General features: G+C 53.6%; 15 protein-coding genes. All 15 read left to right on the top strand.

Annotated features, from left to right (window positions below):
• The first annotated feature begins 2 nt into the window (after nucleotides 1–2).
• The 15 genes from ACT3UM_RS03570 to cheY all read left to right on the top strand — a co-directional run bounded on the left by ACT3UM_RS03570 (nucleotide 3) and on the right by cheY (nucleotide 15,647).
• Nucleotides 3–410 (top strand): flagellar protein FliT, encoded by a 408-nt coding sequence (locus ACT3UM_RS03570; RefSeq protein ID WP_498896163.1) that lies wholly within the window; start codon nucleotides 3–5, stop codon nucleotides 408–410.
• Entirely contained in the window at nucleotides 407–1,792 is a 1,386-nt protein-coding gene (fliK, locus tag ACT3UM_RS03565) for a flagellar hook-length control protein FliK (protein ID WP_498896161.1), read from the top strand. The genes ACT3UM_RS03570 and fliK overlap by 4 nt, the downstream gene beginning before the upstream one ends.
• A complete protein-coding gene (locus ACT3UM_RS03560; RefSeq protein WP_498896159.1) occupies nucleotides 1,776–2,069 on the top strand; it encodes an EscU/YscU/HrcU family type III secretion system export apparatus switch protein in 294 nt (97 codons plus the stop codon). Before fliK ends, ACT3UM_RS03560 begins: the two co-directional genes overlap by 17 nt.
• Before the next feature lie 106 nt (nucleotides 2,070–2,175).
• Nucleotides 2,176–2,508, top strand: a complete 333-nt coding sequence (gene flhD / locus ACT3UM_RS03555) for a flagellar transcriptional regulator FlhD (RefSeq protein WP_498896157.1) — start codon at nucleotides 2,176–2,178, stop codon at nucleotides 2,506–2,508.
• A complete protein-coding gene (gene flhC, locus ACT3UM_RS03550; RefSeq protein ID WP_498896155.1) occupies nucleotides 2,505–3,047 on the top strand; it encodes a flagellar transcriptional regulator FlhC in 543 nt (180 codons plus the stop codon). The genes flhD and flhC overlap by 4 nt, the downstream gene beginning before the upstream one ends.
• A 253-nt stretch (nucleotides 3,048–3,300) precedes the next feature.
• Nucleotides 3,301–4,170 (top strand): flagellar motor stator protein MotA, encoded by an 870-nt coding sequence (motA, locus tag ACT3UM_RS03545; RefSeq protein ID WP_498896237.1) that lies wholly within the window; start codon nucleotides 3,301–3,303, stop codon nucleotides 4,168–4,170.
• Nucleotides 4,167–5,114 carry a flagellar motor protein MotB gene (gene motB, locus ACT3UM_RS03540; RefSeq protein ID WP_498896153.1) on the top strand — a complete coding sequence of 316 codons (948 nt, stop codon included), beginning with the start codon at nucleotides 4,167–4,169 and terminating at the stop codon, nucleotides 5,112–5,114. Before motA ends, motB begins: the two co-directional genes overlap by 4 nt.
• A 53-nt stretch (nucleotides 5,115–5,167) precedes the next feature.
• Nucleotides 5,168–7,252, top strand: coding sequence for a chemotaxis protein CheA (cheA, locus tag ACT3UM_RS03535; protein ID WP_498896151.1), 2,085 nt, complete (start codon nucleotides 5,168–5,170; stop codon nucleotides 7,250–7,252).
• The gene (gene cheW / locus ACT3UM_RS03530; RefSeq protein WP_498896149.1) at nucleotides 7,249–7,743 is read left to right on the top strand and encodes a chemotaxis protein CheW; all 495 of its coding nucleotides are present in this window, start codon (nucleotides 7,249–7,251) and stop codon (nucleotides 7,741–7,743) included. The genes cheA and cheW overlap by 4 nt, the downstream gene beginning before the upstream one ends.
• A 136-nt stretch (nucleotides 7,744–7,879) precedes the next feature.
• Nucleotides 7,880–9,157 carry a methyl-accepting chemotaxis protein gene (locus tag ACT3UM_RS03525; protein WP_498896147.1) on the top strand — a complete coding sequence of 426 codons (1,278 nt, stop codon included), beginning with the start codon at nucleotides 7,880–7,882 and terminating at the stop codon, nucleotides 9,155–9,157.
• A gap of 59 nt (nucleotides 9,158–9,216) precedes the next feature.
• Nucleotides 9,217–11,364, top strand: coding sequence for a methyl-accepting chemotaxis protein (locus tag ACT3UM_RS03520; RefSeq protein WP_498896145.1), 2,148 nt, complete (start codon nucleotides 9,217–9,219; stop codon nucleotides 11,362–11,364).
• A complete protein-coding gene (locus ACT3UM_RS03515; protein ID WP_498896143.1) occupies nucleotides 11,361–12,233 on the top strand; it encodes a CheR family methyltransferase in 873 nt (290 codons plus the stop codon). The genes ACT3UM_RS03520 and ACT3UM_RS03515 overlap by 4 nt, the downstream gene beginning before the upstream one ends.
• A 91-nt stretch (nucleotides 12,234–12,324) precedes the next feature.
• Nucleotides 12,325–13,386: a protein-glutamate methylesterase/protein-glutamine glutaminase gene (locus ACT3UM_RS03510; protein ID WP_498896141.1), complete on the top strand. Its 1,062-nt coding sequence runs from the start codon at nucleotides 12,325–12,327 to the stop codon at nucleotides 13,384–13,386.
• Nucleotides 13,387–13,451: 65 nt separating this feature from the next.
• Nucleotides 13,452–15,146, top strand: a complete 1,695-nt coding sequence (locus ACT3UM_RS03505) for a methyl-accepting chemotaxis protein (RefSeq protein ID WP_498896139.1) — start codon at nucleotides 13,452–13,454, stop codon at nucleotides 15,144–15,146.
• A gap of 111 nt (nucleotides 15,147–15,257) precedes the next feature.
• Nucleotides 15,258–15,647: a chemotaxis response regulator CheY gene (gene cheY, locus ACT3UM_RS03500; RefSeq protein ID WP_022520923.1), complete on the top strand. Its 390-nt coding sequence runs from the start codon at nucleotides 15,258–15,260 to the stop codon at nucleotides 15,645–15,647.
• The last annotated feature ends 22 nt before the right edge of the window (nucleotides 15,648–15,669 follow it).

Here is a 15,669-nt window from a genome sequence, read left to right as displayed (position 1 = left end):
TAATGTCATCTACATCTGCTCATAATAAAAGTGCTCAACAGGCGCTGCTTACTAGCTATGAAACGCTATTAAGTCGCGTCGAATACATACACGAACTTGCTAATGCCGAGCAGTGGGCAGAGCTGATCGATCAGCGTACAAGCTATGTGGTACTGGTTGAGCAGTTGCGTGAACTGGATACGACCGTTGTACTAGATACCGCAGGGCAGCAGCGTAAAGCAGAACTGCTTGAGCGCATTCTTGAGCACGATGTGGATATTCGGCGTCGCTTAGTATCGCGTCGCGATGAACTCGGTAAGCTCATTGAGGTTTCGCAACGACAGCGAGATCTGCATCGCGCTTATGCGCCCCATCAAGGCGCAGAGGTCGCTTATGAAACAGATGATGCTGGTTCCACGAGGTCGTCGTGAGCGGTATTACCCCGCTTATTGATACGCTCTTGCACCAAGTGCTGGGGCGGCAAGGGGAGCTGTCGTTGCAGCGGTCGCTGGATCAACCCGTAAAGCCTATTCCTCCAGGCCAAGGGCCGCGGGCAGTGATGGGCGATGCGAATTTGGATGGGCGAGCTTCGACGTCACCGTTAAGCGATTTAAAACGGTTGCCACTTCCTGCAGATGGGGGAAGGACGTTACCCCGCGGTGATACGCCGCCCTCTCCGCCAGGGTCAACGCAGACCCACTTTAGCCCTGCCGCAAGGACTATTGCTGATGTTTTATTACGATTTCCTGCGCCCCCCTCGGTGATGCGACCAGAAGCGCCGCTAATCACCAGCCAAGAAACGCCAACAGCTAGTGCAGTTGCAACGCGTTTAGAGGCAAGTATTCGCGATAGTGGTTTGTTTTATGAGTCGCATCTAAAGCGTTGGTTTCAGGGTGAGGGAACTCGCCAGCAGCTAATGAACCAACCGCAAATGCAATCTGGCCCTCGTCCGCTTACGCCCCTTATACCGACAGGTCTCAGTGTGCCGCCCCCGGCTGCAGCGCCTTCATCGGTGTTTACAGGAAGCTCAGTTGGAGTGCCTATGCAGTCAGCTGGGGCACCCTTGACAGCGCAGGCGCTTACGCAGTTGGGAGCGGGTGCGCCTTTGGCAGCTCCGCCAGTGGGGCAGGGGGGAGTGGCTATTTTGCCTAACGTCCCGCTAGTGCCAGTAGCTCATGAACAAGGCTTAGCTGCTCGGTTGGCGGGTGCTTCCCATTTTTTAGCAACTGGCTCGACGGCTGCTACTCCTGCACAGGCGGCTGCTTCGCCGGTATCGAATAATCCTGCCCAGCCTGCCCCGCTTTCCACACCTGGCGAGGCGCGAGACAGTGTTCAGGCTCGGGCAGAGTTAGGCCATGCTAGGGAGATCACCGAGCTGATCGCTAATCGCCCCGCTCGCGAGGTTGTTCACGAAAGCCTACAGAGTCTCGTGCGCCAGCAACTCGAAATGCTGGTAATGCCGACTATTCGCTGGGAGGGCGATGTTTGGGCCGGTATTTTTATGGCCTTAGTGATCAACCTGCCTGCTCGCGGAGAGGAGCAGGAGGGGCAGCAACAAGAGGGCGAGCCGGATGGCGGGTGGCGTTCGGATATGCAGTTAGAAGTGCCCAACTTAGGGTCATTCAACGCTTCGCTGTGGCTCTATCGAAACGTGTTGAGTATCGACTTTACCACTGAAAGCACCCAGGCCTATCAGCGCATCGACGCGGGTCTGCCCGCATTAGAGAAACGGCTAAGCGCTTTGGACTTACACAAAGTTCAGCTGCGCGCACGCTATGTTGAAGCGGAGGCCACTTATGGCAACGCCGGGTGAGCGCCGTCGCCAAGCGGTGGCATTGGCTTATCAAGAGAACGACCGTGCGCCCCGGGTGGTGGCTAAAGGCTATGGGGACTTGGCCGAGCGCATTATGGCGGAAGCCCAGCGACAGGGTATTTATGTGCACGACGCGCCTGAGCTGGTAGCACTTTTGATGCAATTAGACCTGGACGCAGAAATCCCGGCAGGCCTGTATCAAATCGTTGCGGAACTCCTGGTGTGGGTGTTCGAACTGTCAGAAGAAGGGCTGACTCATCGTGAGTTGACTGAGTAGCCATTTACAGACGTTGTATGTAACCATGAGGGTTGGTAACAAAAAGTCATTAATGGCGCCAGTACGATGGTCATAACGTCGCGCCTGAGTCGCTTAATGGGACATCATGAGTCAAACCAACTTTCTCGATGAAATTCAGGAAATAAATCTAGCTTATTTGCTCCTGGCGCAGCGCTTGCTTGATGAAGATCGTGAGGCTGCTATGTTTCGCTTAAAAATAGACAGGGATGTCGCCGACCTGATTGTGTCACTGAGTGCTCGCCAACTGACAAAGTTGGCGCGAACAAGCCAGCTGTTGTGCCGGTTTAGCCAAATGAGCGCTGAGCGCCTTGGTCAACTCACTGATAACCCTCGCGATCAGGGATTGGCTGGCTTGCACGCTTCACTGCTGTTGGCCGGAGAAGCCTTTGAGCCAATGCCATCAGGGGAAGCGAAGTGAGCCAGAAAAGCTTGATCGACGAAATGCACCAAGTGCAGTTGGCAATCGAATTGATTGAGCTGGGCGCGCGCTTACAGGTGCTGGAAACAGAAACGGAATTAAGTCGTACGCGTTTGATCAAGCTGTATAAGAAAGTGCGTGGCATGTCGCCGCCAAAGGGGATGCTGCCTTTTTCCACTGACTGGTTTATTACCTGGCTTCCCAATGTTCATTCGTCACTGTTTTACAATATTTATTTAAGCCTGAAAGAGGCGGCGGGTTGTGATCGAATTGATGCCTTCGTTAAAGCGTATCGGCTCTATGACGAGCAAATGTCGCTGGAAAAGGTGGAGCCGGTTCTTGGGCTAACGCGCGCCTGGACGCTAATACGTTTTTTTGAGAGTGATTTGCTTCAACTCAATCAGTGTACGCGCTGTGGTGGGCGGTTTGTGGCGCATGCGCACAGCCCTGCCCAGCACTACGTTTGCGGCATATGTCAGCCTCCTTCACGGGCGGGGAAAACACGCAAAGCACGACAGGAGAATAGTGAAAAAATGTAACAATTTCAGCTCCTTTGCCACTAATAGCAAAAATTAGGGTATAACACCTAATGATGAGTGCTTAGCCATAAAATTTCAGCGTATCGACGTAGATAGCCGCAAAAGTCAGCGATACTTTTTAATTAGACAATAGCTTAGCCCTAGTATGATGGGCGTAAGTAATGCTTGGGATGGAACAACGCTTAAACATCAGAATAGGTGGTTAAGTTTTGATTCCCTTACATTAATACTGAATACCGCAAGGATCCTGCTTGTGCTGATACCTCTAGGCTATGTAATCGTATTGCTATCTGTGTTTGGTGGCTATGTGCTGGCAGGCGGCAGCTTAGGCCCCCTGTACCAACCCCTCGAGCTGCTGATCATCGGCGGCGCGGGCGTTGGCGCATTTATTGCCGCGAACAATGGCAAGGCGATTAAAGCAACATTTAAAATTCTGCCCCGGCTCAAGCGCGCAAAGAAATATAACAAAGCCCTCTATATGGAGCTGATGGCACTACAGTTTAAATTGCTATCCAAAATTCGCCGTGAGGGAATGTTAGGCATTGAGCGGGATATTGATAACCCGCAAGAGAGCCCTATGTTTCAGGAGCACCCAACGGTGTTGGCTGATCCGCATATCATGAATTTCCTGACCGATTATCTGCGCTTAATGGTAAGCGGCGGCATGGAACCTATGGAAATTGATGAGCTGATGCTGCATGAGATTGAGGTCTTTGAGCAGGAAGCCCACGTACCCATTGATGCGATCGCCAAGGTTGGCGATGCAATGCCTGCCTTCGGCATTGTGGCAGCAGTCATGGGGGTGGTTAAAACACTCACCTATGCCGATGCCTCACCGAGCCAGATGGGTGAAATGATCGCTCACGCGCTGGTGGGAACTTTCCTGGGTATTTTGTTGGGCTATGGTTTTGTCAGTCCCCTTGCAAGCTACATTGACCGTCAGGCTAAAGAAGCCGAAAAAATGCTTCAGTGCATTCGCATAACCCTGTTGGCAAGTTTGCACGGATACGCGCCGCAGTTAGCCGTTGAGTTTGGCCGCAAAGCGCTCTTTGCCGCAGAGCGCCCGAGCTTTACAGAGCTTGAAGAGTATGTGAAGGATGCCAAAAAGGCCGGTAACGCATGAGTAAGGGTGGTGACAAGCGTCCGATTGTCATTCGGCGCAAAAAAGTCGTTCATGCCCATCACGGTGGCGCTTGGAAAATTGCCCTAGCGGATTTTATGACCGCTTTGATGGCCTTCTTTTTAGTGTTATGGATTTTAAGTATTGCCAGTGAGGAAGAGCGGCGTGGTGTGGCGGAGTACTTTAGCACTCCGCTTGTTAACGCCATCACCGGGGGGGATCGGTCGGGCAGTACCAGCGCGATTCCTGGTGGCGGGCCGGACCCCACCCATAGCGATGGGGAGCGAGCGCGAATTGATAGCTTTCAGCGTACTCGCCCAAGCATGCAGGAGCGAAACTTCTTCCGGAATTTGCAACAGCGTATTGAACGGGCCATTGAGCAAGATCCCGAGCTACGCCAATTACGCAGTCAGATGCGTTTTGACTTAACCCGCGAAGGGCTACGTATACAGTTACTAGATACCGATAAACGGCCCATGTTTGAGTTAGGTAGCGACCAGGTCGCCCCTTATATGCGTAGCCTGTTACGGACTATTGCACCACTGTTAAACGAGCTGCCCAATGAGCTAAGTATCAGTGGGCATACCGATAGCGTTCCCTATGCGGGTGGCTATCGCGGTTATAGTAACTGGGAGCTTTCCAATGACCGCGCTAACGCGTCCCGTCGCGAGCTTATTGCGGGAGGATTTGATCCAGGTCAATTGCTGCGCGTGTCGGGCTTTGCGGATCGCGTATTGTTACCGGAGACTGACCCAACGGATCCTATCAACCGACGCATAGAACTGGTGGTGCTCTTTCCAGAGATTGCTGATGCGATTCGCAATCCTGCATTGATGGATTCGGGAGCTGCTACGACGGAAGCTTCAATCGAGGCGCTAGAAGCTTCAGCAGAAGCGCAAGTTGAATCAACACAACAAGACGAGCCTCAGGTGCAAGCGCCAGAGTGATCTGAGCCTGTCATAGCCTTTCACATAAAAGCGACGTTAAGGTGGAGCGGTGCATGGATATAGCGGATTTTTTTGACACCTTTTTTGAAGAGGCTGAAGAGCTGTTGTCGGATATGGAACAGCATTTGTTGGAATTGGATGTTGATGATCCCGACAGTGAACAGCTCAATGCTATTTTCCGTGCCGCCCACTCGATTAAGGGGGGAGCGGGAACCTTTGGTTTTACCGTACTACAGAAAACCACACATATTTTGGAAAACCTCCTCGATTACGCACGTAAAGGCGAACTGACGCTGCGAGCCGATCTCGTGGATACCTTTTTAGAGGCTAAAGACATCATGCATGAGCAACTCGATGCCTACCGCAGCGAAGAGGAGCCAAACCAAGAGGCATTTGAGCGTATTTGCCAAACGCTGCAACAAATTGCCCTGGATGAAATTGGCCAGCAGCTAGATGGTCCGGCTACCCCAGCAGCTCAGCCAAAGGCTTCACCAGCGCCTGACGCCAGTTCAGAAAAAAGCGACGAAGCAAAAAGTGGCGCAGGTGGCCATCTGCTAGTGGCGCTGCTTAATGTTGCAGATAAAGACCGCATCTTGCTGGTTGAAGAGTTAGAGCAGCTTGGTGAAGTGCAGTCCCAATCCGGCGACTCAAAGCGTTACGAGGTGGTGCTCAAAAGCAGCGACAGTGCTGACGATATTGAAGCCGTCATGTGCTTTATCATCGAGCCGGATCAGATTGAGATTACGGCCGTTGAGGGTGCAGTTGATACCAAGGTGACGACCGAGCCGGCAGCTCCGGCTCCAGCGCCATCTGGACCAGAAACACAAGTGGGAAAACCGGCTGCGAAGCAAGCTCCAGCGAAAGAAGCGGCTAAAGAAAAGCCTAAAAAAGCCGCCGCTGAGTCGTCGTCAATTCGCGTATCTGTCGATAAAGTTGACCAAATTATCAACTTGGTGGGTGAGCTAATCATCACTCAATCCATGCTCGATCAAACAGTGAGCGATTTAGAGGATCAGTCGGTTGGCAACGCCTCATTGCAAAATGGCATGAGCCTGCTGCAGCGGAACGCCCGCGATCTCCAAGAAGCGGTCATGTCTATTCGAATGATTCCCATGGAGTTTGTGTTCAGCCGCTTCCCGCGCGTGGTACGTGACACGGCCGGTAAGCTGGGTAAAGAGATCGAGCTAATTACCGAAGGCAAGTCGACCGAGCTGGATAAGAGCTTGGTGGAACGGATCACTGACCCGTTAACGCACTTGGTGCGTAATAGCCTGGATCACGGCGTCGAGATGCCTGATGTGCGCGAAGCCATCGGTAAGCAGCGCATTGGTAAACTAACCTTATCGGCGCGTCATCAGGGCGGCAATATTTTGATTGAAGTGCGCGATGATGGTGCCGGTATGGATCGTGATCGTCTGCTTGCCAAAGCGCGTGAAAACGGCCTTAACGTGTCCGACACCATGTCCGATGAAGAGGTCTTTCAGCTTATCTTCGCCCCGGGTTTCTCAACCGCTAACGAAGTCACCGACGTATCCGGCCGTGGCGTGGGCATGGATGTGGTGAAGCGCAACATTCAGAGCATGGGCGGTCGCGTTGAAATTCAGTCGAAGCTGGGCGAAGGCACCAATACGCGTATCGTACTGCCGCTCACGCTGGCTATTTTGGACGGAATGTCGATTAAAGTTGGCGGCGAGACGTTTATCCTGCCACTTTCCACCGTGCTTGAATCGCTTCAGCCCGCTAAAGAAGATATGTACGCGATGGCCGGTGACGACGTAGTGATCAAGGTGCGTGACGAATATCTGCCAGTGATCGCCATTCACGAAGTGCTGAACGTCGAGAATGCGATTACCGACCCCACTAAAAGTATTGCCGTTATTGTGCAGGGTGAAGGGCGTCGCTACGCCATGCTAGTCGATGAGTTAATCGGCCAACAGCAGGTGGTGGTCAAGAATTTGGAAGACAACTACCGCAAAGTACCCGGAATCTCGGCCGCCACCATTCTAGGTGACGGTAGCGTTGCGTTGATTCTGGATATTACCGGTTTACACCGCCTGAGCCGATATAAAAAAGAGGCGGGCAGAAAAGTAGTAAACAATCAAAACCTTTCATCTTTTAAGGAGGCTGAGCCGTCATGAGTCAAGCCAACAGTGGTGCGGTGCTAGCCGCAGAAGCCGAAAGCCGTGAATTTCTAGTGTTCTCACTAGGCGACGAAGAGTACGCCATTGATATTTTGAAAGTGCAGGAGATCCGTGGTTACGAAAACGTAACGCGAATTGCCAATGCGCCAGATTTTATCAAAGGCGTCACCAATCTACGTGGCGTTATCGTGCCGATCATTGATCTGCGCATTAAGTTTCACTTCGATAAGGTCGAATACGGTGGCCAGACAGTGGTGATCGTGGTCAATGTTGCAGACCGGGTGGTGGGCATCGTCGTAGATGGCGTTTCCGACGTGATGACATTGACCCCCGATCAGATTAAACCTGCACCGGAATTTGGCGTCACCCTCTCGTCTGACTTCCTCAGCGGACTGGGCAGTCTAGATGACCGTATGTTGGTGCTCGTGGATATCGATAAGTTGCTCACCAGCGACGAGATGGCGCTAGTCGAAAGTACCAGCAGCTAGTAAGACCATCCAAGCGTGGCACAGGGAGTGTGCCAGATCCGTTTCACCTAATGATGCATTCGTGCGCTACGGAAAGCGCTTGCGAGTGACGGTTGTGCGTGGAGAAAAGGGCGTGACACAGCGAATGCGGCAATTAATGAATAATATGACAGTGCGCTTAAGTTGGGGCTTGGTATTAGCGACGCTTTCGGTACTTGTCTTAATTGCCAGTGGTATTGGTCTTTATGCCCTGCATCACGGTGCGTCTATTGTACAGGCATCTGTCGATGTCCAGGCTCAACAAGCTGCTTTCAGCGCGTTTGCTGCGACGATTCGCTGGGCGCTGCTTGGCATTGTGTTGATGACCATCGCCACGGTGATCGTGGTTATTTGGGGGGTGACGACCAACGTGCTGCGCCCGCTAGACCGTTTGGTGGGCTATTTTGAGCGCATGGCGCAAGGGGATTTAAGCCAGGCGATCACCTCGCCGGGCAACAATGAGATCGGGCGGCTTTATAGCGCTATGGCACATATGCAGAGCTCTCTTTCGCAAACGGTAGGCACTGTGCGGACCAGTGGCACGTCGATTTATGAGCGCTCACAACAAATTGCCAGTGGCAATAACGACCTCTCTTCGCGCACGGAACAGCAGGCAACCTCGTTAGAAGAGACGGCTTCCAGTATGGAGCAGCTAGCTTCCACGGTGGGCCATAACGCTGAAAATGCGCGCCAAGCCAGTCAGCTGGCCGGGAGTGCGACTCTGACGGCCCGCCGCAGCGGTGAAGAAGTCGGTGAAATCGTCAGCACCATGCAAGATATTAGCGCGAGTTCTCATCAAGTCGCTGAGATTATTACTGTTATCGATAATATTGCGTTTCAGACCAATATTCTCGCGCTGAATGCTTCGGTGGAAGCGGCGCGCGCCGGTGAGCATGGCAGGGGGTTTGCCGTGGTGGCCCAGGAAGTGCGCAGTTTAGCCAGTCGCAGTGCTGCCGCTGCAAAAGAAATCCGGACGCTGATTGATACATCGCTCAGCAAGGTGGATACCGGCACCCAGCGCGTTAATCAAGCCGGTCAAACGATGCAAGACCTGGTGGGCGCGGTTCAGCGCGTCAGCGATATTATGGATGAAATCGCCGCCGCCTCTGAGCAGCAAAGCAGCGGTATTGGCCAGGTGAATCAAGCCGTGGCGCAAATGGATCAGGTGGTGCAGCAAAATGCTCAGCTGGTTCAGCAGGCTGCGCGCAGTGCCAATGAACTCGAAAGCGAAGCGGCCCGCTTACGTGAAGCCGTAGAGCGTTTTCGGGTCACTGAGGTGTCGACCCCGCACTCGCCGTCTGTGTTACCAGCGGCTGCAATGTCTTCGGCAGCGCCGAGTTTACCAGTAAGGCACAAGCAATCTGCGGAAGAGGCAGAAGAGTGGGCGTCATTTTAAGTTGCTTGGTAGGGCGGGCAAGCTTTTGCTAAAAAATAAAACGTTAAAAAAGGTACACCATGCGTAATAACCAGCCAGTCTCTCAGCGTGAAATCGAACTAAAAGAAGACGACTTCCTAGTCTCGCGTACCGATACCAAGGGGCGCATCACCTATGCTAACCCTGCGTTTATCGATATTAGCGGCTTTGAACACGCAGAGCTGATAGGTGCGCCGCACAACCTGATACGCCACCCGGATATGCCGCCAGCAGCCTTTGAAAACCTCTGGCAAACCGTGAAGATGGGTGAGACGTGGCGCGGGCTGGTTAAAAACCGCTGTAAAAATGGCGACCATTACTGGGTTAACGCCAGTGTGACGCCGATTATTGAAGATGGCCAAGTCGTTGGCTATACATCGGTGCGCGTGCAAGCAAGCCGCGAAGCCATAGCGCAGGCAGAGCAGGCGTACGCTGAAATACGCGAAGGCCGCAATAAACGACTCTACTTGGATAAAGGCCGGTTACGCCAGAAAGGGGTAATCAAGCGTTTGGCTCGGGTACGTCTGGATACCATTCGTGCCAAGTTGGTCGGCATGATTGTTGTGGCAGGACTACTGCTGCTAATTAGCGGTGGCCTAGGCCTGTATGGTTTGAATGTCTCTGGCGAGCGTTTGGGCCAACTGAACAACGATGGCCTGCGTGACGTTATTCGCCTGCAGCAAATCGACCAAACCATCGCCCAAACCCGCCAAGCGATGATTGAGCCGGAGCGTATGGAGCTGATCAATCAACGCTTTGAAATGGGCGAAAGCATAGAAGAAAGCACCGCTGAGGTTGCCGAAGTGTGGCAGGAGTACTACTCCCGGGAAGTCAACGCGACGGAGCTTGCCGCCGAATTTGATCAGCAGTTACAGACGTTCTTGCAAAACGGTATGGGGCAAGCGGCCAGCGTTCTTCAAGCCGAAGAGACCTATCAAGCCTTTACCGGCCTGGATGCGGTGATCAGCGTGATGACCAACGAAGGCCGTGTCCTTTCAGGCATGGTTAACCAGCTGATTGCCCAGAAACAGCAGGCAGCTGAAGCCATGGCCGTTGATGCGCAGCAGGGTCAAACCACGATGCTGGGGGCTCAGGCCATCGTCCTTGGGATTGGTTTACTGCTCCTTATTTTGATTGGCGTGGTTACCTCGCGTGCGATTACTAGGCCGCTAAAAAGTGCCGCAGGATTTACGCTACAAATTGCAGGCGGTAATTTGGCCGCTAAAGTGCCTGCCCAGCGGCGTGATGAAGTGGGCCAACTGATGGACTCGCTAAACACCATGCGCAAAAGCCTTAGCAGCATCATCGGCGACGTTAAAAGCGGCATTGACGTTGTCACCCCCGCTGCCCAGGACATCGCTAGCGGTAACGAGGAGCTATCGTCGCGCACTGAGCAGCAGGCGGCCTCTTTGCAGCAAACCGCTTCCAGCATGGAAGAAATGACCGCTACCGTGCGGCAAAACAGCGAAAACGCTCAAGAAGCTCGCCGTCTAGCCGATAACAATGCTATCCAGGTAACGAATACCGGTGAGCTGATGGCACAGTTGGTCGACAATATGCAGCGGATTACCCAAAGCTCTCATCAGATGGCCGATATTATCAATGTGATCGATTCGATCGCCTTTCAGACCAATATTCTGGCCTTGAATGCATCGGTAGAAGCGGCGCGGGCAGGTGAACATGGGCGTGGTTTTGCCGTGGTGGCCGAAGAGGTGCGTAATCTAGCGGGCCGCAGCGCTGGCGCCGCTCAAGAAATCCGGGGCCTGATTGATGGTTCCAACCGTGAGGTTGGCGAGGGTGCCAGTTTGGTGGCCAAAGCCGAAGCGGCGATTAGCGAAGTGGCAGAAGCGGCGCGAAGCGTGACGCAAATCATGCACGAGATTTCGGCCGCCTCCGAAGAGCAGAGCCATGGCATTGCTCAGGTTAATCAAGCAGTCGCAGAGATGGATCAAGGTACCCAGCGCAATGCCGTGCGGGTGCAAGAAACCGCACGTGCGGCGGTCTCGCTAGAGAAACAGGCGGGGCTATTAGCGCTATCAGTGGAAGCGTTTCGCTTAAACAGTCAGGGGGCATTGCGTCCCCCAGCAGTATCAGCACCTAAACCCGCTGCTCAACTGCCTAGCGGAACCTCGCCAAATTCGCCCGTTAAACGGCAAACATCCTCAACAGAGGAGTGGGAAGCGTTTTGACCGAACAACGTGAACGGGCTGTAGATGCTGGACAGTGGACGTCGGGCAGTCAGATTGAGCGCGATCTGGTGCTGACAGATGCGGATTTTACCCGCATCCGTGAGCTGATCTATCAGCGCGCCGGTATCGTGCTGGCTGAGCATAAGCGTGAGATGGTCTATAGCCGCTTAGCCAAGCGGCTACGCCACCACGGCATGACGCGCTTTACCGATTATTTGGTGCGCCTGGAGCGTCAGCCAGAAGCTAAAGAGTGGGAGGCATTTACCAATGCACTGACCACTAACCTCACAGCCTTTTTTCGTGAAGCTCACCATTTTCCGCTGTTGGCAGAGCACATAAAGAACAAGCCAGACCCGGTCACTATTTGGTGTTCGGCCGCCTCTACTGGGGAGGAGCCTTACTCACTGGCCATGACGTTGCTGGAAACGCTAGGCGCTAAAGCGTCGCAAGCCAAAGTGATCGCCACCGATATTGATACCGATGCACTGGCCAGGGCCCGAGCTGGCGTTTATCCCTTGGAGCAGGTGCGTAAGCTTGATGAGACGCGGGTCAAACGCTTTTTTCAAAAAGGTACCGGTAACCATGCGGGCTTTGCACGGGTGCGCCCGGAAGTATCCGCCTTGGTCGAGTTTCTGCCGCTTAACTTACTAGCGCCGCAATGGTCAATTAAAGGCCCTTTTGATGCGGTGTTCTGTCGAAACATCATGATTTATTTTGATAAAGATACTCAATCAAAAATTCTTAAACGGTTTGCGCCACTGATGAAACCCGATGGCTTGCTGTTTGCAGGTCACTCAGAAAACTTCTCGTACATCAGTGACGCCTTCAAACTGCGTGGTCAGACCGTCTACAACCTGGCTAAGAAATGAACAATTATCGTGTCTTTATGATCGCTTTAGGCGCTGTGGCTCCGGCGGTTGCAATCACACATCAGGCGTCTACAGCAAGAGGAGGCGTGCTTTGAGCGCAGCCAAGATCAAAGTTTTGTGTGTCGATGATTCGGCACTAATTCGCGATTTGTTAACAGAAATTATTAACTCCCAGCCCGATATGGAAGTCGTTGCCGTCGCGCCAGACCCCATCGCCGCCAGGGATTTGATCAAGCAGCACAATCCTGATGTGTTAACGCTCGACGTGGAAATGCCGCGTATGGACGGCTTGGATTTTCTTGAGCGTTTAATGCGGCTGCGCCCCATGCCCGTACTGATGGTGTCGTCGCTCACCCAAAGCGGCTCGGAGATCACTCTGCGCGCTCTTGAACTCGGCGCGCTGGATTTCGTCGCCAAGCCGAGTCTGGGAATCCGTAATGGGATGATGGAGTATGCTGACGAGATCGCCGAAAAGCTGCGCGCTGCGGCGCGCTCACGCCCCCGCCAGGCGCGGCATAAAAACACCCCGCCGCCTGAGGCCCTGAAAGCCCCGTTAGTATCGAGTGAGAAGCTCATCATTATTGGCGCATCCACGGGTGGCACCGAAGCGATTCGAGCGGTATTGGAACCGCTACCCGCCAACGCTCCAGCGATTTTGATTACCCAGCATATGCCCGGCGGTTTTACCCGCTCGTTTGCCGAGCGCTTAGACCGGCTGTGTCGGATTACCGTTAAAGAAGCAAGTGATGGCGAGCGGATTCTACCGGGGCACGCTTATATTGCCCCAGGTGATCAGCACCTCAAGTTGGCGCGTAGTGGAGCTAACTACGTGGCGCGATTAGATGATGGCCCGCCGGTCAATCGCCATCGGCCGTCGGTAGACGTGCTGTTTCACTCAGCGGCGCAGCACGCCGGTAAAAATTCCATCGGCGTAATTCTGACCGGTATGGGTAAGGACGGCGCGGCAGGGCTGCTTGAGATGCGTCAAGCGGGCGCGCCCACCATCGCTCAAAATGAGCAGTCCTGCGTGGTCTTCGGTATGCCGCGAGAAGCCATCGCGGTGGGTGGGGCAGTCGAAGTGGTGGCTCTGGACGATATCCCCGCGCGGATGATGGCGCTGATTGCTGCCTCCGGCCGCGCCCAGCGTGTGTAATGCAATTCATAAGTTAGCATAAGAACTAATCATAAAAACTTAATAAGCTCGCAAGGGAAATCGTAATGAATCGTTTACTGCGCAATTTGAGTATTCACGCCGCTGTAGTGGCGGCGCTTAGCTGCTTTGTCGCTCTAATTTTAGTGATTGCGGGTTTGGGCGTTGTGGCCGACCGCAATTCACAAGGTAATTTAGCGACGCTGAGCAGCATCAGCGATGCGCAGCTAAATGAGCTTAATCGTGCCGATTCGTTGTTAAATCAGGCCATGCTGGCGATGGAAACTGCCTCGAACTATTTAATGGTGGGCCAGACGCGGCAATCCAATGAACAGGTCGATATCGCTGGCGATCGCATTGCGCGGGCGGAAGCACGTTTTGAGCGCTTTATGTCAAACTCATTCTCTCCGCAAGGCGAGGCACTGGCAAACTCCCTGATTGAAGATTTTAATACGGTCATAGAGCTGGTTAAACAGCAGCATGAAACCTTCGAGTATATGGATTTAACCAGCTACAACAATCTACGCGATGAGTTGGTTGAGCCCTTGAGTAGCATGGCCACCAGTATAACTGCGTTTGTCACTTACGGTTTCCAGCGCGTCGATGGGATTCGCGCTGATGCGGTTGAGCAGGGTGAAATGTTTACCATGATCAATGCCGCAGTGGTTCTCTTTGCCCTGTTGATGACCTTAGTGATCTACTTTGGTTTACGCCGTACGGTGATAGCGCCGCTACGAGGCGCCGTTCAGCGCCTGGACGCGATTGCCGAAGCCGATTTAACCAATCCGTTGCCGGAAGCGGGTAAAAATGAAATCGGTCGTCTGTTTGGCGCCATGGGGACCATGCAGCAGAACCTCACCACTATCGTTAGGCGGGTGCGCGAAGGCAGTAACGAGATTCATCACGGTACCCGCGAAATTGCTAGCGGAAATGCGGATCTTTCCTCGCGCACGGAGCAGCAGGCGGCGTCGATCCAACAAACTGCGGCCAGCATGGAAGAGATGACCGCAACGGTAAAGCAAAACGCCGACAACGCCCGCCAGGCCAGCACTCTGGCAGCAGATGCCTCCACCACGGCAGAGCGCGGCGGGGATGTCGTTGCGCAGGTGGTGCAGACTATGCACGGCATTTCCACCAGTTCGAAAAAAGTTGCCGATATCACCAGCGTGATTGATTCAATTGCCTTTCAAACCAATATCTTGGCGCTCAACGCCTCGGTAGAAGCCGCGCGTGCTGGCGAACAAGGCCGAGGTTTTGCGGTGGTGGCAGGAGAAGTGCGCAATTTGGCTAGCCGTAGCGCGGATGCGGCCAAAGAGATTAAAACTCTGATTGATGCCTCGGTAACGCAAATTCAGCAAGGCTCCACCCTGGTTGAGCAGGCGGGTACCACAATGTCAGATGTGGTCACTGCGGTGCGCCGAGTCACCGATATCATGGATGAAATTTCTGCTGCCTCCCAAGAGCAGAGTGACGGCATTGAGCAGGTCAGTCAGGCCGTGGGCCAGATGGATCAAGTCACCCAGCAAAACGCCGCGCTGGTTCAGCAAGCCACTGCGGCGGCTGCCTCGCTTGAGGAGCAAGCTAACCGGTTGGAGCAAGCCGTCGCCGTGTTTAAACTGTTAGGTATGCAGGAAGCGTCGCATCAGGCGCTCCCTGCCGCATCGCCAACTACCCATGCTATGCCTGCGCCCAGAAGCGTCCAGCAGCAAGCGAGTCGCCCTGTCGCTAAGCGTAGCGACCACGAAGAGTGGGAAGAATTTTGAAGACCGGTTTTAGGAACAGTTTTAAGCAACAGTGCTAAGCAACAGTTTTAACCCCCTGACTGTATTTTTCAGTCACCCCGTGCCATATACGGATTGATTAGAGGATGACCCATGGCAGATAAGAATATGAGTTTCCTGGTTGTAGACGACTTTCCCACCATGCGTCGGATCGTACGTAGTCTGCTGAAGGAACTGGGCTTTACCAATGTGGATGAAGCGGAAGATGGCCAGGATGCGCTCAATAAGCTGCGTGCTGGCAAATTCGAATTCGTCGTTTCCGATTGGAATATGCCGAATCTGGACGGCTTGGAGATGCTCAAGGAGATCCGTCAAGATGACGCCTTGAAAGACCTCCCTGTGCTGATGGTGACAGCAGAAGCGAAGAAAGAAAACATTATTGCGGCCGCTCAGGCGGGCGCTAACGGCTATGTCGTCAAGCCGTTCACTGCCGCTACCCTGGAAGAGAAGCTCAATAAGATCTTCGATAAATTGGGTATGTGAGTGACTGAGCCATGTGCTTGGT

Source organism: Halomonas sp. AOP13-D3-9 (assembly GCF_052379125.1).
Lineage (GTDB): Bacteria > Pseudomonadota > Gammaproteobacteria > Pseudomonadales > Halomonadaceae > Vreelandella.
This window is presented reverse-complemented; position numbering and strand designations above follow the sequence as displayed.

What these genes read in the sequence shown, in the direction of transcription:
- flhD (WP_498896157.1), top strand. Translation starts at nt 2,176, where the DNA reads ATGAGTCAAACCAACTTTCTCGATGAAATTCAGGAAATAAATCTAGCT.
- motB (WP_498896153.1), top strand. Translation starts at nt 4,167, where the DNA reads ATGAGTAAGGGTGGTGACAAGCGTCCGATTGTCATTCGGCGCAAAAAA.
- cheA (WP_498896151.1), top strand. Translation starts at nt 5,168, where the DNA reads ATGGATATAGCGGATTTTTTTGACACCTTTTTTGAAGAGGCTGAAGAG.
- cheW (WP_498896149.1), top strand. Translation starts at nt 7,249, where the DNA reads ATGAGTCAAGCCAACAGTGGTGCGGTGCTAGCCGCAGAAGCCGAAAGC.
- ACT3UM_RS03520 (WP_498896145.1), top strand. Translation starts at nt 9,217, where the DNA reads ATGCGTAATAACCAGCCAGTCTCTCAGCGTGAAATCGAACTAAAAGAA.
- ACT3UM_RS03525 (WP_498896147.1), top strand. Translation starts at nt 7,880, where the DNA reads ATGAATAATATGACAGTGCGCTTAAGTTGGGGCTTGGTATTAGCGACG.
- ACT3UM_RS03560 (WP_498896159.1), top strand. Translation starts at nt 1,776, where the DNA reads ATGGCAACGCCGGGTGAGCGCCGTCGCCAAGCGGTGGCATTGGCTTAT.
- ACT3UM_RS03570 (WP_498896163.1), top strand. Translation starts at nt 3, where the DNA reads ATGTCATCTACATCTGCTCATAATAAAAGTGCTCAACAGGCGCTGCTT.
- ACT3UM_RS03505 (WP_498896139.1), top strand. Translation starts at nt 13,452, where the DNA reads ATGAATCGTTTACTGCGCAATTTGAGTATTCACGCCGCTGTAGTGGCG.
- cheY (WP_022520923.1), top strand. Translation starts at nt 15,258, where the DNA reads ATGGCAGATAAGAATATGAGTTTCCTGGTTGTAGACGACTTTCCCACC.